The 24183-nt window shown below is 71.1% G+C and carries 15 protein-coding genes; 7 read left to right on the forward strand and 8 right to left on the reverse strand.

The window, feature by feature from the left end:
- Positions 1–189: 189 nt before the first annotated feature.
- The 8 genes from ABT403_RS38030 to ABT403_RS38065 form a co-directional block, all read right to left on the reverse strand.
- Complete coding sequence (locus ABT403_RS38030; protein WP_344152158.1) at positions 190–1458, reverse strand: cation:proton antiporter domain-containing protein; 1269 nt, start codon at positions 1456–1458, stop codon at positions 190–192.
- Positions 1459–1566: 108 nt separating this feature from the next.
- Positions 1567–2340, reverse strand: coding sequence for an SDR family oxidoreductase (locus ABT403_RS38035; protein WP_344152161.1), 774 nt, complete (start codon positions 2338–2340; stop codon positions 1567–1569).
- A gap of 52 nt (positions 2341–2392) precedes the next feature.
- The gene (locus ABT403_RS38040; protein WP_344152164.1) at positions 2393–3829 is read right to left on the reverse strand and encodes an aldehyde dehydrogenase; all 1437 of its coding nucleotides are present in this window, start codon (positions 3827–3829) and stop codon (positions 2393–2395) included.
- Positions 3826–4299, reverse strand: coding sequence for a RidA family protein (locus ABT403_RS38045; RefSeq protein WP_344152167.1), 474 nt, complete (start codon positions 4297–4299; stop codon positions 3826–3828). Before ABT403_RS38045 ends, ABT403_RS38040 begins: the two co-directional genes overlap by 4 nt.
- A complete protein-coding gene (locus tag ABT403_RS38050; protein WP_344152170.1) occupies positions 4289–5347 on the reverse strand; it encodes an amidohydrolase family protein in 1059 nt (352 codons plus the stop codon). The genes ABT403_RS38045 and ABT403_RS38050 overlap by 11 nt, the downstream gene beginning before the upstream one ends.
- Positions 5344–5913, reverse strand: a complete 570-nt coding sequence (locus ABT403_RS38055) for a 3-hydroxyanthranilate 3,4-dioxygenase (RefSeq protein ID WP_344152173.1) — start codon at positions 5911–5913, stop codon at positions 5344–5346. Before ABT403_RS38055 ends, ABT403_RS38050 begins: the two co-directional genes overlap by 4 nt.
- On the reverse strand, positions 5910–6467 hold the full coding sequence (locus ABT403_RS38060; RefSeq protein ID WP_344152176.1) for a flavin reductase family protein: 558 nt from the start codon (positions 6465–6467) through the stop codon (positions 5910–5912). The genes ABT403_RS38055 and ABT403_RS38060 overlap by 4 nt, the downstream gene beginning before the upstream one ends.
- Positions 6464–8038: a 4-hydroxyphenylacetate 3-hydroxylase family protein gene (locus ABT403_RS38065; RefSeq protein ID WP_344152179.1), complete on the reverse strand. Its 1575-nt coding sequence runs from the start codon at positions 8036–8038 to the stop codon at positions 6464–6466. Before ABT403_RS38065 ends, ABT403_RS38060 begins: the two co-directional genes overlap by 4 nt.
- Positions 8039–8226: 188 nt before the next feature.
- Between ABT403_RS38065 and ABT403_RS38070 the strand changes: the two genes are divergently transcribed.
- The 7 genes from ABT403_RS38070 to ABT403_RS38100 all read left to right on the forward strand — a co-directional run.
- Positions 8227–9054 carry a tryptophan 2,3-dioxygenase gene (locus tag ABT403_RS38070; protein WP_344152182.1) on the forward strand — a complete coding sequence of 276 codons (828 nt, stop codon included), beginning with the start codon at positions 8227–8229 and terminating at the stop codon, positions 9052–9054.
- Positions 9055–9100: 46 nt separating this feature from the next.
- On the forward strand, positions 9101–10669 hold the full coding sequence (locus ABT403_RS38075; protein ID WP_344152185.1) for a tryptophan halogenase family protein: 1569 nt from the start codon (positions 9101–9103) through the stop codon (positions 10667–10669).
- A gap of 32 nt (positions 10670–10701) precedes the next feature.
- Positions 10702–12006, forward strand: coding sequence for an MFS transporter (locus tag ABT403_RS38080; protein WP_344152188.1), 1305 nt, complete (start codon positions 10702–10704; stop codon positions 12004–12006).
- A 48-nt stretch (positions 12007–12054) separates the two neighbouring features.
- Complete coding sequence (locus ABT403_RS38085; RefSeq protein WP_344152191.1) at positions 12055–12789, forward strand: alpha/beta hydrolase; 735 nt, start codon at positions 12055–12057, stop codon at positions 12787–12789.
- A gap of 90 nt (positions 12790–12879) precedes the next feature.
- Entirely contained in the window at positions 12880–19248 is a 6369-nt protein-coding gene (locus ABT403_RS38090; RefSeq protein WP_344152194.1) for a non-ribosomal peptide synthetase, read from the forward strand.
- A gap of 18 nt (positions 19249–19266) precedes the next feature.
- Positions 19267–23226 carry a non-ribosomal peptide synthetase gene (locus ABT403_RS38095; RefSeq protein WP_344152197.1) on the forward strand — a complete coding sequence of 1320 codons (3960 nt, stop codon included), beginning with the start codon at positions 19267–19269 and terminating at the stop codon, positions 23224–23226.
- A gap of 52 nt (positions 23227–23278) precedes the next feature.
- On the forward strand, positions 23279–24183 hold a 905-nt coding region (locus tag ABT403_RS38100; RefSeq protein WP_351650887.1), incomplete at its 3' end, for an SIR2 family NAD-dependent protein deacylase.

A 24183-nucleotide genomic window follows, 5' to 3' on the forward strand; every position in this document is an offset into this window, starting at 1 on the left:
CTCTGGCCTTTTCCGGCTGCGGCCGCGCCCGGGTGGTTCCCCGCGCCGCCCCCCCCCGCCGCCGGCCTTGTCCGCCCCCCCCCCCCCCCCCCCGGCTCTCTCGCGTGCGGTGCACGACGTGTTCACCCCGGCCGGGCGCCCCATACGGGAGCACGCCCCGGGGGGCGGGCCCCCGGGGCGTGCCGAGCGTCAGCTCCGGGCGCCGACGGCTTCCTCTTCCCGGGGGACCGCCCCGGCGGGCGCCGGGGGATCGCGGTCGTCCCGGCCGACCAGCCAGGGCAGCAGGACGCCGGTCATCGCCGTCGTCAGGACCGCCATGACCACCATCTGGGCGTAGAGGCTCTGGTCGAGCATCCCGATGCGCAGACCGACGCCCAGCACGATGAGTTCGGTCAGCCCGCGGGTGTTCATCAAGGTGGCCAGGACCGTGGAGCGGCGGGTGGACATTCCCGCGGCGCGGGCCGTGACGAAGGTGCCCGCCGTCTTGCCCATGACGGCCGTCACCAGGATCAGACCGAGTTCGAGCAGCCCGTCGAAGCCCATGCTGCTGAGATCGACGTTCAGGCCCGCCACGACGAAGTACACCGGGAGCAGGAAGGTGGTGCCGGTGGTGGCGCGCTCCAGCAGGTCCGCGCGGGCCCGCTCGGTCGCCTCGCGCGGCATGACCAGACCGAAGAGGAACGCTCCGAAGACGAAGTGCAGACCGATCATCTCCGTCACGGCGGCCGAGGCGAACAGGCAGGCCAGCACGGTGGAGAAGCGCGTGGCGGCCGCCGCGCGTCCGGTTCCCCCGCGCGTGAGCAAGCGCTTCAGCAGCGGCCGGACGACGAAGGCCAGCAGGGCCGCGAAGGGGGCGACCAGGAGGACCGGCCAGTGCTGGGTGTCCTTGCCGCCGACCAGGGCCTGCACCAGTGCGAGCATCGACCACCCGGCGAGGTCGCACACCGCGGCGGCGGAGAGGGCGATCGCGCCGACCAGGCTCTTGTTCATCCTGTGGTCGACGAGGATGCGCGCCAGGACCGGAAACGCCGTGATCGACATGGCCACGCCGAAGAAGAGCACGAAGCCCGGTCGGTTGTCCGTCGGGTGGGAGCCGAGCAGATACAGCGCGAGCAGGCTGCCCAGCGCGAACGGCAGCAGGAAGGCGCTCAGGGACGTGGTTCCGGTCACCCGGCCGAAACCGCGCAGCCGTTCGTAGTCGAATTCCAGGCCCACCACGAACATGAACAGCACGAGGCCGACATTGGCCAAGGTGCTCAGGTAGGGCCGGGCCCCGGCCGGGAACAGGGCGTCCGCGACGGCTCCGTCGAAGAGGGTGGGACCCATCAGGATGCCGGCGACGATCTCGCCGAGCACGGCCGGCTGGCCCAGGGCCCTGGCGGCGCGGCCGGCGAGCCGGGCGACCAGGAGGATCACCGCGAGCTCGACGAACAACAGCGCAATGCCACCTTGGCTCATGTCTCTGTCTTTCTGTGCGCAATGAAGGTGAGGGGACGGCGTGCAACGGGCCGGCCCGCAGCGACGTGGAGCAGCGCTGCGGGCCGGGTTCCGGTGTGCTGGTACAGGTCAGAGGGAGGGCACGGCGCCACCGTCGCACCGCAGGGTGGTGCCGGTGATGTAGGACGCGCCCTCGCCGCACAGGAAGGCGGCCGCCGACGCGAACTCGGCCGGCGTGCCGTACCGGCCCGCGGGGATGGCGGCCTGGGCCCGGGCGGCGAACTCCTCGACGTCCACTCCCTCGCGGGCGGCCCGGTAGGTGTTCATCTCGATCGTGCGGGCCGTGGAGATGCGGCCCGGCAGCAGGAGGTTGACGGTGACCCCGTCGGCGGCGACCTCCGTGGCCAGGGTCTTGAGGTAGCCGGCGAGGGCCGCCCGTCCGATGTTCGACAGGGCCAGGCTGGGGATCGGCGTGACGACGCCGATCGAGGCCAGGGCCACGATGCGGCCCCAGCCCCTGGCCCGCATGCCCGGCAGGACCTGGGAGACCAGGCGCTGGTGCGGCAGCACGAGGGACTCGACGGCGGAGACCGTGTCGGTCGCGGTGATGTCGGCGGAGCCGCCCGGCGGCGGACCCGGGCTGTTCAGCACCAGGATGTCGATGGGACCGAAGGCCCGTTCGGCCTGGGTCACCAGCCGTGTCGCGGCGTCCGGTTCGGTGAGGTCGATCTCCAGCCCGATCGCCTCGGGCAGTTCTGCGGCGATGGCCCGGGCGACGTCCCCGCGACGCCCGCAGACCACCACCCGGACGCCTTCGGCGGCGAGGGCGCGCGCGGTGGCCTCACCGAGACCGGCGGTCGACGCGCAGACGAGGGCGGTGCGCCCTCGGATACCCAGGTCCATGGGACGGATACCTCCTGTGTAGTGGTGTGGTGGTGGAACGGATGTGAAAGGCTCAGGTCACGTCGATGACGACGGTCTTGGCCTCGGTGAAGAACTCGCGGGAGTGGCGCCCGCCCTCGCGGCCGATGCCGGAGCGGCCGAACCCGCCGAAGGGGGACCTGAGGTCCCGGATCCAGAAGCAGTTGACCCAGACGTTGCCGGCCCGCAGCAGACCCGCGACCCGGTGGGCGCGGGCCAGGTGGTTCGTGAAGACCATGGCGGACAGGCCGTAGGGCGTCGCGTTGGCGGCCTGCACGGCCTCCTCCTCGGTGTCGAAGGGATGCACCGTGAGGACGGGCCCGAACACCTCGTCGCGGCAGATCGCGGCGTCCGCCGTCACGTCCACGACGACGGTCGGGGCCACCCACCAGCCGTCGCGCGGCCCGCCGCCGAGGAGGGTCGCACCTTCCTCGGCGGCGCGCCGCAGGTGGCCGGTCACCTTGGCGTGGTGCTCCTCGGAGGAGAGCGGACCCACCTGCGTCGACGGATCGCGGGGATCCCCCAGACGCAGCCCCGCGGCGGTCTTGGCCAGCGCCTCCACCACCTGTTCGTAGACCGGTCGCTGCACGAAGACCCGGGATCCGGCGAGGCAGATCTGGCCCGCGTTGGAGAAGGCGGCGTCGGCGGCGACGGCGACGGCGCGGTCGATGTCCGCGTCGGCGAAGATCAGCGACGCGCCCTTGCCGCCCAGCTCGAAGCTGACGGCCCGCACGCCCGTGGCGGCGGCCCGCATGATGGCTTCGCCGGTCCGGGTCTCACCGGTGAACGTGATCAGGTCCACGTCCGGGTGCGCGACCAGGGCCGCGCCCGCACCCTCGGGGCCCACGCCGTGGACCACGTTGAGGACACCGGCCGGCATGCCGGCGCGGACGGCGAGTTCGGCCAGCCGGGTGGCCGAGGCGGGACTCTGTTCCGCGGGCTTGAGCACCACCGTGTTGCCGTGGGCGAGCGCCGGCGCGATCTTCCACGTGGCCTGCATGAGCGGAAAGTTCCACGGGGAGATCGCGGCGACCACACCGGCCGGCTCGTGCCGGGTGTAAATGTGGTGCCCGGGGTGTCCGGGGAGCGCCTCGTCGAGCGCCGAGAGGGCGTCGTCGGCGAAGAACCTCAGGTTCGCCGCACTGCGCGCGACGTCGTTGTTCCGCGTCATGGACAGCGGCCGGCCCATGTCCCGGGTGTCGAGGAGGGCGAGTTCGTCCCCGTGCTCCAGGAGCAGGTCGGCGAGGCGGTGCAGGACCGCCGACCGCTGCGCCGGGGTCATCCGGGGCCAGGGGCCGGTGTCGAAGGCGTGGCGCGCGGCCGCGACCGCGTGGTCCACGTCCCGCGCGGAGCCCCGCGACACCACGGCCCACTCCGTCCGGCTGGTGGGGTCGACGCTCGCCATCGTCGCCCCGTCGGCGGACGCGGTCGCCGCGCCGCCGATGAAGTGGGTGACGGTGTCGAGCGTCACGACTCGATCTGCACGATCATCTCGATCTCCACCGCGAAGTTGTGCGGCAGGGCGATGGCGCCGAAGGCGGAACGGGCGTGCCGTCCGGCTTCGCCGAAGACCTCGACCAGCAGGTCCGACGCCCCGTTGACGATCAGGGGGCTGCGGTCGAACCCGGCCTCGCAGTTGACGAAGCCGAGCAGCTTGACGACGCGCTTGACCCGGTCGAGGGAACCCAGTTCGTCCTTGACCAGGCCGAGGAGCCGCAGCGCGCACTCGCGGGCGGCCTCGTACGCCGTGTCGATGTCGAGGTCCACCCCGACCTTGCCCAGGTGGTCGTGGCTGCCCTGGCCGGACAGGAACAGCAGGTCGCCCACCCGTACCGCGCTGACGAAATTGCCCATCCGCTTGGGGGAGGGCGGGAAGGACAGTCCCAGCTCCTCGAAGCGGGCCTCCGCCGAGGAGGTGGTCTTCGTGATGTCAGTACCCATGGTCGACCTCTGTTCTCGTCTGTGCGTGTGATGTGTCGGGAATGCCGGTGAGCAGGGCGGCGGAGTTCCCCGAGAGGATCGCCGCCTTGGTCCCGGGGTCCAGCGAGGATGCGAGGACGACGTCCCCGGGGCTCTGCTCGCCGAACGGGAAGGGGTAGTCGGTACCGAGGACGATGTGGTCCCAGCCCAGGCGCCGTCCGGCGAGCCGGATGTTCGCCTCGTCGCCCGCGAGCGAATCCGCCCACAGCCGGCGGGCCAGTACGCCGGGGGGTTCCTGGGCGCCGCCGCGGCGCTCGGGCCAGGTCGCCCAGCCCCGGTCGATGCGCGGCAGCAGCCACGCGAGCGCGCCCGCGCCGTGGGCCAGGAGCACCCGTAGCCCCGGGACCGCGCTGAGGACGCCGCCGTGCAGCAGGGCGAGGGCCGCGTAGGCCGTCTCCGTGGGCATGCCCACGGTGTACATCGCGTGGTAGCGGGCGAGACGGCCGGCGGAGCCGACGTCCCAGGGGTGCACCAACAGGGGCACGTTCCGCTCGGCCATCGCCCGGAAAACCGGCAGGAAGGCGGGGTCGTCGAGTTCACGGCCCGCGATGTTGCTGCCGATCTCGACGCCGCGCAGACCGAGTTGGCCGACGGCGCGCTCCAGCTCCTCCAGGGCCAGGTCCGTGTCCCCCATCGGCAGCGTGGCCAGGCCGACGAACCGGTCCGGAGCGTGCCGGACCATCTCGGCGATGCCGTCGTTGACGTGGCGGGCCATTTCGGCGCAGTGCCGCGGCGGAGCCCAGTAGCCGAACAGCACGGGGGTCACGGACAGCCACTGCTGGGAGACCCCGCTCGCGTCCATCTGTTCGATCCTGGCGGCCGCGTCCCAGCTGGTGTGGGGAACGGTGCGGAAGTGCTTTCCGCCGACGAACAGGTCGGCGCTGCACCGGTCGATCCGCCGGCGGACCGGCCAGCGGTCGTCGCCGTAGCGTTCGGCCAGGTCGAGCCAGTCCCGGGGCAGGGTGTGCGTGTGGCAGTCGACCAGTGCCGCTCCGGTGCCCCCGGTCACTCGGTCTCGTCCAGGACGAACGGTCCCGGCTGCGCGAGGACCTCGCCGCATGCACCGCAGGTACGCCGCTCCTCACTGGCCTGGAAGGCGTTGAGCAGCGGCATCAGGGAGCCGATCATCTCCGAGGACTCCATGGTGACGCGCTCGATCACCGCGTCGCAGTGGTCGCAGTACCACTCGACGGCCTCGGTCTCGCCGGGCGCGCGGCGTATCTCGACCACGAGGCCCCAGGTGCCGGCGGGTCGCAGCGGGGAGTGGGGCACGCCCGCCGGAACGACGAACAGCTCGCCCTCGTGGACCAGGTTGTGCCGCAGTCCCGCACCGGGTTCCCGGGTGTCGACGCGGATGGTGCCTTCGAGCTGCACGAAGAGCTCGTCGTACGGGTTGACGTGGAAGTCGTTGCGGCTGTTCGGACCGCGTACGAGGACGACCTCGAACTGCGAGTCGGGGTAGAGGGCCTTGGCCGCCAGCGCGCCGGGGAAGGCCGCGGCTCCCGCCGCCCGGAGCTCGTCGACCGGGACGATCCCGGTGCGCGTGCCCTCTCGTGCCTCTGTCCGCTGCGTCATCTGTGCGCTCCTTCCGTGGTCACGCCCCCGGTGGCGAGGGTGTGGAACTCTTGGCTGTGGTAGACGAGGGGCCGCCCGGCCGGGCCGTCCGCGTCCCGCTGGTGGATGGCCTCGACGTCCGCGATGAGCAGGCAGTGCGTTCCGTACTCGACGCTCCGGACGACCCGGCACTCGAAGGAGGCCAGGGCGCGGCCGAGGACGGGCACGCCCAGGCGGCCGGGTGCCCAGTCGCCGGTGGTGAAGCGCTCCGCCCCGGCCTTGCCGTCCTGGCCGGCGAAGGTCCGTGCCAGGGGCACGTCGTCGGCGGCCAGGACGTTCACGGAGAAGAGGCCGTTCTGCCGCAGCAGGTGGTAGGTGCCCGTCTGCTGGTTGAGGCATACGACGAGGCTGGGCGGCTCGGCGCACAGGGAGGAGACGGCGGTGGCCGTCATGCCCCGCCGGCTCGCCGGGTCCCCTTCCGCTCCGGTGGCGATGACGCTCACCGCGCTCGCCAGCCGCTGCATCCCGGCCCGGAAGTCGGCCGGTGCCACGTCCCGTGTCGTCGCGGGGGTCATGAGGGTGATCCGGTGGGGTCGGTGGGGTGGGTGTAGGAATCCAGCAGGTCGTCGACGATGCCGTGGAAGCGTGCCCACGGGGCCTCGCGGAAGTTGTGGCCGCGCACGATGAATCCGGCGCCGGCGTAGAACTTCTCGTACTGCTGGTGGCGACCCGCGAACTCGCTTCCCACGAGGTCCCAGGCCAGCCGGTGCAGCTTCATGCGGGCGACGGCGTCGAGCTGGGGCGTGTGCCAGAACTCCTTGAAGACCGCGCTCAGTTCCTCGTCCGCGAGGACGGACCAGTCGGCCGGGAACTGGAGGGACCCGCCCCCGCACAGCTCGCGCAGGACGTCCACGATCGCGGAGTACTCCTCCACGCACCAGTTCATCGCCGCGTACATCGAGCGCCGGTTGTAGGTGACGTACGTGTCGCCCCACTCCTCCGCGCCCCAGAGCTGACCGTCTATGAGCCCCGCCAGCAGGGCCTCCTGGGAGGCCAGGCGGCCGAGCTTCTCGCGTACGGCGGGCACCTTGTCGGCCCCGGTGGACTGGGCCACCCGGCTCGCGACGCCCACCAGGAGCTGGAGCTTGGACTGGAAGCGCACGTTGGACTGGTGGTTGCCGTAGGCGTGGGCGGGGGTGCGGAAGTACAGCTCGCGGGAGAGCGGGACGTCGTTGTGGACGAAGACGCGTTCCCACGGCACGTGGACGTGGTCGAAGAGGACCATGGCGTCGGTCTCGTCGTACCGCCAGCTCAGCGGACCGTCGAACTCCGAGGCCGCGGTGGTGGCGAGCGGCTTGCGGGACCACAGCGAGACTCCGGGCGCGTTGCACGGAACCGCGGTGGTGATCGACTCGGCCTCGTTCTCCGGGGCCAGCGGCAGGATGTTGCCGATCCAGATCTCGTTCGCCAGGACGGCTCCGGTGGCGAGCATCTTCATGCCGTGCACGATGACGCCGTTGTCGTCTTCGCCGACGACCCGGAGGGTGGGGATCGGTAGGTTCGCCCGTTCGTAGAAGGCGGGGTCGCGGGCGGCCTGCGGGGCCACGATCGCGTGGGCGGCGTACAGGTCGTTGTCGCGCAGATGGCGCCAGTACGCGGTGACGTGGTCGGCCCTGTCTCCGAAGACTTCGGGGGAGACCGCCATCCCGGTGACGAAGCTCGCGACGTAGTCCGGCGAACGGCCCAGGAGGCCGTGGCTCAGGTCCGCGATCCGCCGGTGGGCCTCGGACCGCCGTGCGAGGTCGTCACGGGTCCGCGCTCGCATGAAATACGAGCTGTGCCTCTCCCCGTCCTCCAGGTAACTCATCACGCCGTGATGGGCCGGATCGGCTTTCACATCGTAGAGATGTGAAATTGTCTGCGCCGCCCGGGCGAATGCGGGGTGCGTGGTCACGTCTTCGACAAGCGTCCGACCGACGTAGACGCGGCGGCCGTCGCGCAAGCTCTCAAGATGTTCTTTGCCAGTCTTCAACACCCGACGGAGCAAATCACAAGAACCGGCTCCTGACCAGCCCGGACAAGTGATCCAAATTTGCCGAAGATTACTGCCATCACCGCCGCGACCTGCGCAAACAATAAAATTCACTCATACCCCGAGACGCGCATCACGACATTCACTCACCCGATGAATTACCCCATCCATTCATCCCACGAATTCGTCCCATGAAGGGGAGACCCAAGTTCTTGACGCACTCCGCATGCACTGGTTCTATCGGCCCGGGCCTCACCGGACAACGCCGGTTTCCGATTTGAACGGGACTTTTAGAGCGAGCTATGGACCATCCCAGTGACCTGACCATGGAGAGCGGAGACGGGAGCAACCCGTTCGTACGCTATGTGGGCAGCGAAGTACTGCTGTCCCTGCAGAACCTGCGGACGGACGCGGAGACCGAACCGTCTTTCCTGATCACCACCCAGGTGAACGAGCTCCTGTTCAAACTCGCCCACATCGAATCGGTGCGTGCGAGGGACCAGCTGGAGGACGACGACGTCGCGGGGGCCCTGCGCACGCTGCGTCGCCTGCGCAACGTCTACACGGCGCTGAACGGCTCCTGGGACGTGCTCACTTCGCTGAGTCCCACCGAGTACGCCGAGTTCCGCGACGCCCTCGGCGAGGGTTCCGGATTCCAGTCGTACATGTACCGTCACATGGAGTTCCTGCTGGGCCACAAGGTCGCGATGATGGCCGAGGGGCACCGCGGCCACCAGCCGACCTACCGCGACCTGCTCCGCTCGCTCGGCGAGATGAGCCTCTACGACGCGGCGCTGCGGCTGCTGTGGCGGCGCGGGCTGCCGGTACCGCGGGACAGCGTCGAACGGGACTGGAGCGAGGCCGTCCCCCCGGTGCGGGAGGAGATCGTCGAGGTCTGGCGGACCGTCTACACCGAGCAGGACAAGTACGCGGACGTCTACCTGCTCGCGGAAGCCCTCGTGGACGTGGCCTTCGACCTGTGCCGGTGGCGCAACACCCATCTGCTCTCCGTCGAGAGGCTCCTCGGCTCGAAGACGGGCACCGCCGGGAGCTCCGGCGCGAACTGGCTGCGACGCGTGGCCGAGCAGCGATTCTTCCCCGAACTGTGGGCGGTCAGGGCACGGCTCTGACGGTCCGGCGCACACCTTCCCCAAGCTTTCAAGGTAGGTCCTCGAAATGATCAAGAACATCGTCGTCGTCGGCGGCGGCACCGCCGGCTGGATGTCGGCCTGTTACCTCAAGGCGACCTTCGGTGAGAACGTCTCGGTCACCGTCGTGGAGTCGAAGAACATCCCGAGCATCGGGGTGGGCGAGGCCACGTTCAGCACCGTGCGGCACTTCTTCCAGTACCTCGGGCTCCAGGAGCACGAATGGATGCCCGAGTGCAGCGCCACGTACAAGCTGGCCATCCGCTTCGAGAACTGGCGCGAGCCCGGGCACCACTTCTACCACCCGTTCGAGCGCACCCGGGTCGTGGACGGCTTCCCCATCACCGACTGGTGGCTGAAGCAGCGTCCTTCGGACCGCTTCGACGACGACTGCTTCGTGATCCCCGCCCTGTGCGAGCAGCTCTCCTCCCCGCGCCACCTCGACGGGAACATCTTCGAGCAGCGCGAGGACCGGGCTGGCAGCGGCTCCGAGGCCGTGGGCCGCAGCACGCTGACCGAACAGCAGACCCAGTTCCCCTACGCCTACCACTTCGACACGGTGCTGCTGGCGAAGTTCCTCACCAAGTACGGCACCGAGCGCGGGGTCGCGCACGTCCTCGACGACGTCACCCGTGTCGCGCTCGACGAGCGGGGCTGGATCAGCCACGTCGACACCGCCGAACACGGCGAACTCCACGGTGACCTGTTCATCGACTGCACGGGCTGGCGCGGGCTGCTGATCAACCAGGCGCTGGGCGAGCCCTTCATCTCCTACCAGGACAGCCTGCCGAACGACCGGGCCGTGGCCCTGCGGGTTCCCGTCGAGGCCGCGACCCGCGGGATGCGTCCGTGCACCACGGCGACCGCGCAGGACGCGGGCTGGATCTGGACGATCCCCCTCTTCGACCGGATCGGCACGGGGTACGTCTACGCCAGCGACTACATCAGCCCGGAAGAGGCCGAGAAGACCCTGCGCGAGTTCGTCGGCCCCGAGGCCGAGGGTGTGGAGGCCAACCACATCAAGATGCGGATCGGACGCACCCGCAACGCCTGGGTGAACAACTGCGTCGGCATCGGCCTGTCGGCGGGGTTCGTGGAGCCCCTGGAGTCGACCGGGATCTTCTTCATCCAGAACGCCATCGAGCAGCTGGTCAAGCACTTCCCGGACGCCACCTGGAACGAGGGGGTGCGCGCGTCCTACAACGGGCACATGGCGCGGATGCTGGACGGGGTCCGCGAGTTCCTGGTCCTCCACTACTACGCGGCCGCCCGCCAGGACAACCGGTACTGGAAGGACACGAAGACCCGCCCGCTGCCCGACGGCCTCGCCGAGCGCATCGAGCAGTGGCGGATCAAGCTCCCGGACTCCGAGTCCATCTACCCCTGGTACCACGGCTTCGAGCCGTACTCGTACCAGGCGATGCTCCTGGGGCTCGGAGGCGTGCCGCTGCGGTCCTCCGCGGCCCTCGGATCCATGGACGGCGCCGCGGCCGGAAAGACGATGCGGGACATCCGCGACGAAGCGCGTGGGCTCGTCGCCACGCTGCCCAGTCAGTACGAGTACTTCGCGCACATGCGCAGGCCGTCGTCGGCCTGAGCGCCGACACGGAACAGAGTGAGGATCGTCCATTGACAACGAACGACTCGATGGAAAAGGCGGAGGCCGCGACCGAGCGGCCGGGCGCCAGTCCATGGCGCAACCGGGACTTCCGCCGCCTGATGGCGGGCAACACCGCCTCCCACTTCGGGTACCAGATCAGTGACGTCGCGGTGCCCCTGGTGGCCGTGACGACGGTGGGGGCGTCCGCCTTCGACGTCGGCCTGATGCGTATGGTCGGACAGCTGCCCTACCTGCTGCTGGTCCTGTTCGTCGGCGTGCTCGTCGACCGCTGGCGCCGCCGCAACGTGCTGATCGCGGCGGACTTGGGCCGCGCCCTGGCCCTGGCCCTGATCCCGCTGGCCTACGCCTTCCACGGACTGGGGATATCGACGCTGTACATCGTCGCGTTCCTGGTCGGCACCTGCACGGTGCTGTTCGACGTCGGCGCCCAGGCCTACCTGCCCCGCGTGATCGAACGCGAACAGCTGGCGAAGGGCAACAGCGAGCTGGAGACGGCCCGTTCGACGGCGCTGATCTGCGGCCCCGCGCTCGGCGGTCTGCTGGTCTCGCTGATCATGCCCCCGGCCGCCGTGGTCGCGGCGGTGGGCTTCTTCCTCCTGTCGGCCCTGGCCATCTGGCGCATCCAGAAGCCCGAACCGGCGGCGGAGCAGAACCAGCGGACCGGGAGCCCCTTCCCGCAGATCGCGGCCGGCATGCGTTTCGTGTTCGGCAACGCGGTGCTGCGCTCGGTGACGATCATCACCGCGTCCTTCAACTTCTGCTACGCGGCCTTCACGGCGATCTACGTCGTCTTCCTGCCCAAGGAACTGCACCTCTCCGGCTTCGCCATCGGCCTGGCGTTCGCCGCGATGGGCCCCGGCCTGCTGGTGGGCGCGCTCTTCTCGTCCGCCCTGCCCAAGCGGTTCGGCTACGGCCGGGTGCTGATCACCTGCGCCTTCGTGAGCAACATCTTCCTGCTCGGGATCTCGACGCTGCACGGGTCCGGCGTGGTCACCGTGATTCTGCTGGTGGCCCTCAACTTCCTGTACGGCTGCCTCAGCCAGACCTTCGCCGTGTCGCTGGTGGCCATCCGGCAGTCCATCACGCCCGACCGCTTCCTGGGCCGGGTCATGGCGACCCTGCGCTTCCTCGGCGTGGGCCTCGTCCCCTTCGGCTCGCTCTTCGGCGGCCTCCTCGCCACCCAGGTGGGCATGCGCCCCGCCCTGTTCTCCATCGCACTGGTCATGTGCCTGGTGCCGGTGCCGTACTTCCTGCTGCCCACGGCGCTCACGAAGATCGGCACGGAACTGCCCAAGGTCGACGACGAGGCCTGAGCGGCGTCCGCGCACCCCCTTCCCCACGAGCTGAGAGAAGACCTCGACATGTCCGAAACCCCCGACTTCGTGGATGCTCCGTTCATCCTCCCGGTCGAGCCCGTCACACCCGAACGCATCGGCATCATCGACCTCTACCTGCCCGAAGGAGCGACCGGCCCCAGCCCGGCGGTCGTCTTCGTCTGCGGCGGACCGCTGCCGGCCGAACTCCCGTGGAACCGCCCCCGCGACTGGCCGGTCTACCGGGGCTACGGCTCCCTCCTGGCCGCTCACGGCACGGCCGCCGCCCCCCTCCAGCTGCCGCTGAACACGTACGCGGACTTCCCCCGCGCCGCTGAGGCACTGGCCGAGGCGATCGAGACCCTCCGGGCCGACCCCCGGATCGACGCGGACCGGATCGGCATCTGGTTCTTCTGCGGCGGCGGTCCGCTCATCTCCCCCTGGCTGCGCGAGGCGCCCGCGTGGCTGCGCGCCCTGGCGGCCACCTACCCGGTGCTGGGCTCCCGCCCCGGCAAGGAACTCCTGCCGGAGTTCGAGCCCGCGCGGGCACTGGCCGAGGCCGGCGCCCTGCCGCCGATCGTGCTCACCACCGTCGGCCTGGAGGACCCGCTGATCGCCGGGACCGAGGCCCGGTTCATCGCGGTGGCCGAGGAGCACGGGGCACCGGTGGAGGTCGTCGACGTGCCCGACGGGTACCACGGCTTCGACTTCATGGAGCCCACCGAGCAGTCCCGCGAGGCCGTCCTCAAGGCACTGCATTCGGTCCTCGACGCCCTCAAGTAAGACGTCGACCGCAGTAAGGCGGCGGTCCGGATCCCGCCCGAGGGAACCGGACCGCCGCGAGCATCCGTAAGGTCCAGTAAGGGGAAGTCAGTGTCTGCCCATTTCGTCGAGCTGTCCTCGATCCAGCGGCGCGTGTGGTTCGTGGACCAGGTCCAGCCCGGCGACGTCTCGTACAACATGCCGGTGGTGCTGCGGGTGCGCGGCGCGCTGGACGAGTCCTCCCTGCAGTCCGCGCTCGACGTGGTGGTGGCTCGGCACGGGGCGTTGCGGACCCGGTTCCTGGTTCGCGACGGGGACCCGGTCCAGGAGGTCCTGCCCGACGCCCGGGTGCGGGTGGACGTGGTCGACCTGAGGGACCGGCCCGACGCCGAGGAGCTCGCCCACGCGTACGTGTCGGGCGAGACCCGCCGTCCGTTCGACCTGACGGCCGCGCCGCTGATGCGCTGCTCCCTGGTGCGCACCCACGAGGCCGAACAGCTGGTCGTGTTCACCGTGCACCACATCGTCTTCGACGGCTGGTCGGCCGGGGTGTTCTTCGAGGACCTGTCCCGCGCCCTGGAGGGCACGGCCCTGGACCCCTCGGTCGCCCAGTTCACCGAGATGGTCGCCTGGGAGCGCGCCACCGTCGACAGCGGCGAGCAGGACGAGACGGTCGCCTGGTGGAAGGAGCAGCTGGCCGGCGCTCCGACCGTGCTGGAGCTGGTCACGGACCGGGCCCGGCCGGCGGTCCAGGCGCACCGCGGTGCGACCCGGCGGTACACGGTGCCGGCCGAGGTGGTCAGCGGCTTGGAGGAGCTGGGCCGGTCGGCCGGGGCCACGATGTTCATGACCCTGCTGTCCGCGTTCGGTCTGGTGCTCTCGCGGCACGCGGGCCAGGACGAGGTCCTGGTCGGCGCACCGGTGGCGTTCCGCCCCCGGTCCGAGTTCGAGCGTTCGATCGGCTGCTTCCTCAACACCGTGCCGATGAGGGTCGACACGGGCGGTGCGCCGACGTTCGCGGAGCTGCTGGCCCGGGTGAAGGAGATGTCGCTGGCGTCGTTCGACCACCAGCAGGCCCCCTTCGAACGGCTGGTCGCCGAACTCGCCCCTGACCACGACCTCAGCCGCAACCCCCTGGTCCAGGTGCTGCTCAACTTCGACGGGGAGCCGCAGCCGCCGGTGTTCCCCGGCTGCACGGTCGAGCACCTGCCGAACGAGACGGTCTCGGCGAAGTTCGACCTGACCCTCTACGTGAAGTCCTCGCAAGGGCAGCTCCTGCTCGACCTGGTCTACGACGCCGACCTGTTCCCCGAGGCGCGGATCGGCTGGCTGCTGGAGCAGACCGGCGAGCTGCTGGCCCAGGTCAGCCGCAATCCGCACAGGCCCGTCGGGGGGTACCCGCTGCTGTCCGAGGAGAGCCGGGAGAAGCTGCCCGACCCCTACGAACCCCTGATGCCGCACTGGCCCGGCTCGCTCCTGGAGCGGCTCGCCAAGCACGTGGACACGGATCCGGACCGGATCGCCATGTCCGCCAAGGACGGCGACTGGACGTACCGGCAGCTCGACCGGGCCGCCAACCGGCTGGCCCGCAGGCTCCTCGCGGCCGGCGTGCGGCGCGGAGACCTGGTCGGCATCCTCATCAGCCGTGATCCGTCCACGCAGGTGGCGATGCTCGCGGCGATGAAGTGCGCCGCCCCGTTCGTGATCATGGACTCGACCATGCCCGCCGCCCGTCTGGCGCAGTGCGTGGAGGTGAGCACCCCGAAGGCCCTGGTGATCACCCGCGGTTGCGCGGACCTCGCGGACGAGGTGTCCGAGGTCGCCGCGGTGTCCACCGAGGTGATCCGGATGGACGCGGGGGCCGACTGGACCTCCCTGCCCGACGGTGACCTCGGCATCGAGGTCACCGCCGCCGACACGATCTACGCGGTGTTCACCTCCGGATCCACCGGGACCCCCAAGTGCGTGCTGACCCGGCACGACGCGGTCATGCACTTCCTCGACTGGTACGAGACCTCCCAGCGGCTGTGCTCCGACGACCGCTTCGCCGTACTGGCCGGCCTCGGCTACGAGGTCCTGATGCGCGACCTGCTGACCCCCATGTGGGTGGGGGCGACGTCCGTCTTCCCGGAGCACGACCGGCTGGACTTCCACGCGACCAGCCGGTGGCTCGGCGAGTCCGAGTCGACCGTCGTCCACCTCACCCCGCCCTACGCCAACGAACTGGCCGCGGCCATGCCCCCGGGCGGGAAGCTGCCGCACATGCGGCTGGTCGGCATCAACGGCGACGTGCTGCGCCGCAGTACGGCGGTCGCCTGGGCCGCGTTGGCCCCCGGGTCCACCCTGATCAACATTTACGGGGCGACCGAAACCCCGCAGATCATCTCCGCGCTGTCGCTGCGCGCCCCGGACGCCCCCGACGGCATCGTGCCCTTCTCCTCCAAGTCGCCGATCGGACCCGGCATCACCGGAATCCAGATCCTGTGCGTCAACCCCGCCGGAGAGCTCTGCGCCGAGGGCGAGATCGGCGAGCTCGTGGTCCGGACCCCCTACCTCGCGAGCTACCTCCGGGGCGAGGCCGGCGGGTTCACCACGAGTCCGTGGACCGGTGACCCGGAGGACCGGATCTACCGCACCGGTGACCGCGTCCGCTACCTGGGAGAGGGCTGCGCCGAGTTCGTCGGCCGAGTGGACCACCAGATCAAACTGCGCGGTCACCGGATCGAGCCGGGTGACATCGAAGCGGTGCTGGTCACCCACGAGGGCGTCGGCCAGGCACTGGTCCTGGTCCGGGAGGACCGCCCCGGCGACCGGCGCCTCGTCGCGTACGTCACGGCCGTCCCCGGGGCCGAGGCGCCGAGCCCGGCCGAGCTGCGGACCAGGGCGAGCGCCGCGCTGCCCAAGCACATGGTGCCCTCCGCGTTCGTCGTGCTGCCGGGCTTCCCGCTGAACCACAACGCCAAGGTGGACCGGGCGGCACTGCCCGCGCCGAGCGGCGAGACCGAGGTCGACGAGACCTCCCGGCCGCCGGCCACCGACGCGGAGCGGGAGATGGCCCGGCTGTGGGAGGACGTGCTCGCGGTCAGCGGGATCGGAGTGGAGGACGACTTCTTCGCCCTCGGCGGCCACTCGCTGCTCCTCACCCGGCTGCTGTCCCGTGTCGCGGAGACGTTCGGCGTGCGCCTCACCATGCGCGAGGTCTTCGAGACCCCGACCGTCTCGGGCTTCCTGCGGCAGGTCGCGGACGGGGTACGAGAACCCGTGGCGGAGCTGACGACGATCCCTTCGACGGCCGACGGCGACGGGGCCCACGCACTGTCGCTCGTACAGCGGCGCCTGTGGTTCGTGGACCAGGTCCAGCCCGGCGACGTCTCGTACAACATGTCGGCGATGCTGCGGGTGCGCGGCGCGCTGGACGAGTCCTCCCTGCAGTCCGCGCTCGACGTGGTGGTGGCTCGGCACGGGGCGTTGCGGACCCGGTTCCTGGTCCGCGACGGGGACCCGGTCCAGGAGGTCCTGCCCGACGCCCGGATCCCGGTCAAGACGGTCGACCTGCGGGAGCGGGCCGATGCCGAGCGGCTCGGGCGGGCCTACGCGGCCGCCGAGACGCGCCGGCCCTTCGACCTGGCGGCCGCGCCGCTGATGCGCTGCGTCCTCGTGCGCACCGGTGAGAGCGAGCAGATCGTGGTCTTCACCGTGCACCACATCATCTTCGACGGCTGGTCGGCCGGAGTGTTCTTCGAGGACCTGTCCCGCGCCCTGGAGGGCGCGGCCCCGGAGCCCTCGGTCGCCCAGTTCACGGATCTGGTCGCCTGGGAACGCGCCGCCCTCGACAGCGGCGAGCAGGACCAGCTGGTCGCCTGGTGGAAGGAGCGGCTGGACGGTGCCCCCACCGTGCTGGACCTTCCGACGGACCGGATCCGTCCCGCGGTCCAGACGCACCGCGGGGCGCGGACACAGTTCACGGTGCCGGCCGAGGTGGTCAGCGGCTTGGAGGAGGCGGGCCGGTCCGCCGGGGCCACGATGTTCATGACCCTGCTGTCCGCGTTCGGCCTGGTGCTCTCACGGCACGCGGGCCAGGACGAGGTCCTCGTGGGCACGCCGGTGGCGTTCCGCCCCCGGTCCGAGTTCGAGCGTTCGATCGGCTGCTTCCTCAACACCGTGCTGATGAAGGTGGACACGGGCGGTGCGCCGACGTTCGCGGAGCTGCTGGCCCGGGTGAAGGAGATGTCGCTGGCGTCGTTCGACCACCAGCAGGCCCCCTTCGAACGGCTGGTCGCCGAACTCGCCCCCGAGCCCGACCTCAGCCGCAACCCCCTCTATCAGGTCTTGTTCGCCCTCCAGAACGTGCCGACGGTGCCCCTGCGCATCCCCGGCCAGGAGGTCGAAGCGCTGGTGAGCACCGAGGCCCGCGCCCAGTGCGACATCAGCCTCCGCTTCACCCAGGGCGATGAAGGGCTGGTCGGCGTCCTCGACTACGACCTCGACCTCTTCGAAGAGGCGACCATGGCCCGATTGATCGGCCACCTGGATCACGTCCTGGCGCAGGTGGCCGCCGACCCGGGCACGCCGCTGCACCGGCTGACGCTGACCGGCCCCGCCGAACGCGAACTGCTGCTCGAACGCTGGAACGACACGGCGGTCCCGTACCCGCTCGACCGCACCCTGACCGACTTCATCGTCGAACGGGCCCACCGGACGCCCCTGGCGCCGGCCGTCCGCTTCGAGGACGAGGAACTGACCTACGGAGAGCTGGACCGCCGCGCCAACGCGCTGGCCTGGCGGCTGCGCGAGCTCGGAGTCGGGCCGGACGTCGTCGTCGGCGTCCACCTGGACCGTTCCCTGGAACTGGTCGTCGGCCTCCTGGCCGTCCTCAAGGCCGGCGGCGCCTACCTTCCGCTGGAGCCCGGTCATCCCCTGGAGCGGCTGCGCACGATGGTGCGGTCCAGCGCGGTCCCGGTCGTCCTCACCGGCCACGGGTCCACGGGCCGCTTCGCCGAGGCCGGCTGCGTCGAGATCGTCGTGGGGACGGAGACGGCCGAGACGGGACCAGTGCCGTCGGCCCGCTCCGGGAACCTGGCCTACGTCATCTACACCTCGGGCTCGACGGGCGCCCCCAAGGGGGTGCAGGTGCCGCACCGCGGCATCGTCAACCGGTTGTCGTGGATGCAGGACGCGTACGGCCTGACGCCCGAGGACCGCGTGCTGCACAAGACGCCGATCAGCTTCGACGTCTCCGTGTGGGAGCTCTTCTGGCCCCTGATGAACGGGTCGTGCCTCGTCCTGGCCGCCCCGGGGCGCCACCGCGAGCCGCAGTACCTGGCCGAACTGATGGCCTCGGCCGGGGTCACCGTCTGCCACTTCGTCCCGGTGATGCTGCGGGCCTTCCTCGACGTACCGCAGGTGGCCCGGCTGGACGCGCTCCGGCTGATCGTGTGCAGCGGCGAGGAACTGCCGGCGGAGGTCGCGCGGTCGTGCCGTCGCACGCTCGACGCCCGGCTGGAGAACCTCTACGGCCCGACGGAGGCGTCCGTGGACGTCACCTCCTGGACCTGCGAACCGGACGACCGGGCGCCACGCGTGCCCATCGGCGCCCCGATCGCCAACACCCGGACCTACGTGCTGGACGAGGGCCTCGCCCCGGTTCCCGTCGGCGTGGCGGGCGAGTTGTACCTCGGCGGCGAGGGCCTCGCCCGCGGCTACCACGGCCGGCCCGCGCTGACCGCCGAGCGGTTCGTCGCCGACCCCTACGGCCCGCCCGGCACCCGGTTGTACCGGACGGGCGACCGCGCGCGCTGGCTGCCCGACGGCCGGCTGGAGTTCCTGGGCCGCCTGGACCACCAGGTCAAGGTCCGCGGGTTCCGCATCGAACTCGGTGAGATCGAGCAGGTGCTCGCCCGGCACGAGGCCGTCGAGCAGGCACTGCTGCTCGTACGCGAGGACCGCCCCGGCGACCGCCGTCTGGTGGCCTACGTGGTGGTGCCGCCCGCGGCACCGGCACCGCGGACCGATGAACTGCTGGCGCACGCGGCCGCACTGCTGCCGAAGTACATGGTGCCCTCGTCCGTCGTGGTGCTCGACCGGTTCCCCGTGACCACGAGCGGAAAGGTGGACCGCAAGGCCCTCCCCGCACCGGCCGCGGAGTCGCGGGCGCCCTCGCGCGCCCCCGCGACGGAGGCCGAGGAGGTCCTGGCGGCCATCTGGCAGGACGTGCTCGGCACCGGCGGCGTCGGAGCCGACGTCGACTTCTTCGAACTCGGCGGTGACTCCATGCACGCCATCGCGGTCGTCGGCCGCGCCGGGCAGAACGGCTTCTCGTTCACGGTCGAGGACATGTTCCGTACCCCCACCGTGGCGGCGCTGGCCGTGCACCACGGCCCCGATGCCCCTGCCCCAGCGAGTACCACCCCAATGTCCGATGCCCTCGGCGAGTTCTTCCTCATGTCTGACGAGGACCGAGCCCGCCTGTACGAAGCCTGACCGGCGGGAGCTGACACCATGGCGATCAACGACGCTTATCCGCTCACGCGGCTGCAGTCCGGGATGCTGTACCACAGCCACCTCGACAGCACCGGAACCACCTATCACGACCTGTCCAGCCTGAAGATCTCCGGCCCGTTCGACGCTTCCCGCCTGCGGAGCGTGCTCGCCGCGCTCCTGGCGGGCCACGACATCCTGCGCAGCGGCGTGGAACTGACCCGGTTCAGCGAGCCCATGCAGCTCGTGCACGACCACGTGGAACCCCCGCTCACCGTAGAGGACCTGACCGGCCTGAGCCCGGTCGACCAGGACGCGCACATCATGGTGTGGCGCGCCGGCGAGAAGGCCCGGCCGTTCGACCTGGCCGTGCCGCCGCTGCTCCGCGTCCACGCGCAGCTGGTGAGCGACACCTCGTTCTGGCTGAACCTGAGCTTTCACCACGCGATCCTCGACGGCTGGAGCCTGTCACTGCTGACCTCGTGGCTCCTGACGGAGTACGACCGCTCGCTCGCGGGTCACGCTCCCCGGCCGCCCCGGCTCGCCTCCCGCTTCCGCGACCACGTCCGGCTGGAGCGCGAGGCACTGGCCGACGCGGGGTCGCGCGACTACTGGCGCGACCTGCTGGCGGACACCGACGTGCTGGAGCTGCCCCGCTGGGGCGACACCGCACGCACGCCGGTCACCGGGGAGGGCGCGCAGCGGTCGGCGCGGGTGTACCGCGTGCCGTTCCGCCCGGACCTCACCACGCGCCTCAAGGGTTTTGCCGCCGGCACACGCGTGGCCACGAAGGCCGCCCTGTACGCCGCGCACGCCGCCGTGCTCTCCCAGCTGTCGGGGCGGGCACGCGTGATCACCGGGCGGGTGGCCAACTGCCGCCCGGAGTCCCCGGACGCCGACCGGATGCTCGGCCTGTTCCTCAACAGCGTTCCGCTGGTGCTGGACACCGGCCGGACCAGCTGGCGCGACCTGGCCCGCCAGGTCCACCACGCGGAGGTCGAGGCGCTCGCCCACCGGCGCTACCCCCTCGGCCAGATGCAGCGCGACCTGAACCGGAACTCGCTGTTCGAAACCCTGGTCGACTACCGCGCGATGCGCAGCTACGGCGCCCTCACCCTGACCCATCTGACCATCGAGGACACGAACTTCTTCGAGCAGACCAACTTCCCGTTCACCGCGAACTTCGGCGCGGACCCGAACACCGGTGAGATCGGTCTCGGCATCAACTACGACGAGACCGAGTTCCCGGCGGAGCAGATCGAGGCGATCGGCGGCTACTACGCGGCGGCGCTGGAGGCCATGGTCGACGACCCGGCCGCCCCGGTGTCGGGCACGCCACTGCTGAGCAGCGCGGAGACCACCCGGCAGCTGAAGGAGTGGAACGACACGGCCGCCGCGTTCCCCCTGGATCGCCCGCTGCCGTCCCTCCTCGCCGAAGCCGCCGAGCGCTTCCCCGACAAGACCGCCCTCAGCTGCGGGGACCAGCAGCTGACCTATGCCGAGCTGTACCAGCGGGTGAACCGGCTGGCCTGGCGGCTGCGCGAGCGCGGCGTCGGCCCGGACGTGGTCGTGGGCGTGTCCATGCGGCGATCGGCGGACCTGATCACCGCCGTGCTCGCGGTGCTCTGGGCCGGTGGGGCGTACCTGCCGCTGGACCCGGACTACCCGGCGGAACGGCTGGCGTACATGCTGGCCGATTCGAAGGCCGCGCTGGTGCTGGCCGACCCGGAGTCGCACCTTCCCGCCTCCCCGGCCGAGGTGCTGACGATCACCCCCGACCGTGCGGTCGAGGGCCGCAACGTCGTGTTCTCCTCCGGCCTGCGGGCCGAGAACCTCGCCTACGTGATCTACACCTCCGGTTCGACGGGCCGGCCCAAGGGCGTACAGATCCCGCACCGCGCCTTGGTGAACCTGCTCCGCTCCATGATCGACGAGACGGGTCTCACGGACGCGGACCGCTGGCTGGCCGTCACCTCCCTGTCCTTCGACATCGCGGGACTGGAGGTCTTCGCCCCGCTGCTGGTGGGCGCTGAACTCCGCGTGCTCGCGGACGCCGCCTCCCACGCCTCCGCGCTCGTCGCCGAGGTCGAGCGGGCCACCATCGCCCAGGCCACCCCGTCCGCCTGGCGGATGCTCATCGAGGCGGGTCTCGGCGAGGAGCCGGGCATCCGGGCCGTGTGCGGGGGTGAGGCCCTGCCGGCCGATCTGGCGGAGCAGCTCGCGGCCCGCATGGGGTCGGTGTGGAACGCCTACGGACCGACCGAGACCACCATCTGGTCCTGTCTGCAGGCCGTGCGCCGGGGCGAGGCCGTCACGATCGGCACGCCGTTGGCCAACACCCAGGTGTACGTCCTGGACGAGAGCCTGCGCCCGGTCCCCGTCGGTGTACCGGGCGAGCTCCACATCGGCGGTGACGGTGTGGCCCGCGGCTACCGTGACCGCGGCGGCCTGACCGCGACGCGTTTCGTGGCCGATCCCTTCGGGCGGCCGGGCAGCCGGCTCTTCCGCACCGGCGACACGGTGCGCTGGCGTCCGGACGGGCGGCTCGACTTCATCGGCAGGTCCGACCACCAGGTCAAGATCCGCGGGTTCCGCATCGAACTCGGCGAGATCGAGTCGGTGCTCGCCACCCACCCGTCGGTCGGCCAGGTCGTGGTCGTCCCCCGGCCCGACGGCGCGGGCGGGCACCAGCTCGTCGCCTACCTCGTGGCCACGGCCGGGACGCCGCTCTCCACCCCGCAGGAACTCCGCGCCCACGTGGCCGCCCACGTCCCGGACTACATGGTGCCGTCGGCGTACATGTGGCTCGACGCCTACCCGCTGACCCCGAACGGAAAGACCGACCGGGCGGCCCTGCCCGACCCGGACCGCCACGGTACCGCCGCCGGCGAGATCGTCGCCCTCTCCACGGACACGCAGCGCCTGGTCGCGGGGGTGTGGAGCGAGGAACTGGGCCTGGACCGGGTCGGCGCCGACGACACCTTCCGCGACCTGGGCGGCTACTCCATCGCGGCGCTCCGGGTCGTCCTGCGCATCAAGGAGGCCACCGGCCACGAGGTGCCCCTGGCGAGCCTGCTCACCGGCGCCACCGTCGCCTCCATCGCGGCGGCCATCGACAGCGGGACCGAGGAACAGGGCTCGATCCTGGTCCCGTTGAAGGAGGCCCCCGCCTCGGGGGAGCGGCCCCTGTTCCTCATCCACCCGCTGGGCGGCACGGTGTTCTGCTACGGCGCGCTGAGCGATTCCCTGCCCGCGGACCTGCCGGCCTTCGGGATCCAGGCCTACGACCACCTCGGTCCGGACGGCCCCCGCCCGGCGACCATCGAGGACATCGCCGAGCACTACATGCGCGTGGTGCGCACCGTGCAGCCCGAAGGGCCGTACCGCTTCGGCGGCTGGTGCATGGGTGGCGCGGTCGCCTACGCGATGGCCCGTCAGGTGGAGCGCGAGGGCGGTGAGGTGGAGACACTGGCGCTCATCGACTCCAGCATCGCCGACCCGGTTCCCCCCGCATGGGTGGACGACGACGCCGCGGCGATCCTCGGCGCCTTCGCCGACAAGCTGCCGATCACCTTGGCCGAACTCCAGCGGATCGCGCCCGAACGACGCCTCCAGCACGCGCTGTCGCTGGCCGAGGGCCACCTGGCCCGCCCCGACGTCGGCAGCGTCGAGGACCTGCGACGCCTGGTGCAGCTCTTCCGGCGCCATGCCAAGGCCCTGCTGGACTACCGCGACCAGGACCACGTCCCGTACGGCGGCAGCGCCGTGGTCATCCGGGGCGAGGAGGCCCCGCACACCCTGCCCGACCTGGGCTGGGGCGCCAAGGTCTCAGGTCCGCTGGTGGTGCTCGAAACGCCGGGCGACCACCGGAGCCTGCTCACCAAGGAGAACACGGACGACCTGGCCGACCGCCTCGTGGTCGCCCTGCGCGAGGGCGTGCACGCGCTCAACCGCTTCACCGGTGCGAAAGCCACACGCTGATGCCGAGTCGATCGCATACGGTCGGCCGGACCCACTGCTCCCGGAGGTCCCCATGACGTTCCCCTTTCCCCCTTCCGACCAGCCGGCCGGCCCGCCCGGGCAGGAGCACGACACCATCCCCGACTGGGCCTACGGCGTCCGCCGCCTCGTGGTGTTCAGCGGCGCGGGCCTGTCCACCGACTCCGGCATCCAGGACTTCCGCGGCCCCTCCGGCGTCTGGACCCTGAGCCCGGGACAGCAGACCAGACACACCTACCAGGCGTTCATGACGGATCCCGACCTCCGCGTGAGCTACTGGAAGACGCGTTACGAGCACCCCGTCTGGGAAGCCGAACCCAACGCCGGCCACCGCGCGGTGGCCGCGCTGGCGGACTCGGCCATCGACACCACGGTCGTCACCCAGAACACCGACGGCCTGCACCAGCTCGCCGGCACCCCGGCCGACCGGGTGGTCGAACTGCACGGCACCATGCGCACCACCCTGTGCGTCGCCTGCGGCCACCGCGGGCCCACCACGGACGTCCTGACCAGGATCGCCGCCGGGGAGGCCACACCGGGCTGCCCGCAGTGCGGCGGGATCCAGAAGACCGCCAGCACCATGTTCGGCCAGACCATGGCACCCGAGGTGTTCACGAGGGCGCAGGAGGCGGTCACCTCCTGCGACCTGATCCTCGCCACCGGCACGACACTGACCGTCGAACCGGCGGGCTCCCTCTGCGCGGCCGCGGTGCACGCCGGGGCGACCCTGGTCATCGTCAACTGGGACCCGACCCCGTACGACGCCATCGCCACCGAGCTCATCCGGGACCCGCTGGGCGAGGCACTGCCCCGCATCGTGGCACAGCTGCGCGCGGCCGCCGCCTCCCCGGCGGGGGCGCCCCGCAAGGGCTCCGCCCCGGACCGGTCCGGGGCGGACGGACCCGTCGCCCGAGAACTGAACAGCACACGTCTGAACAC

Origin of the sequence: Streptomyces sp. NPDC000075, assembly GCF_040301925.1 — a bacterium.
Classification (GTDB): Bacteria; Actinomycetota; Actinomycetes; order Streptomycetales; family Streptomycetaceae; genus Streptomyces; species Streptomyces polychromogenes.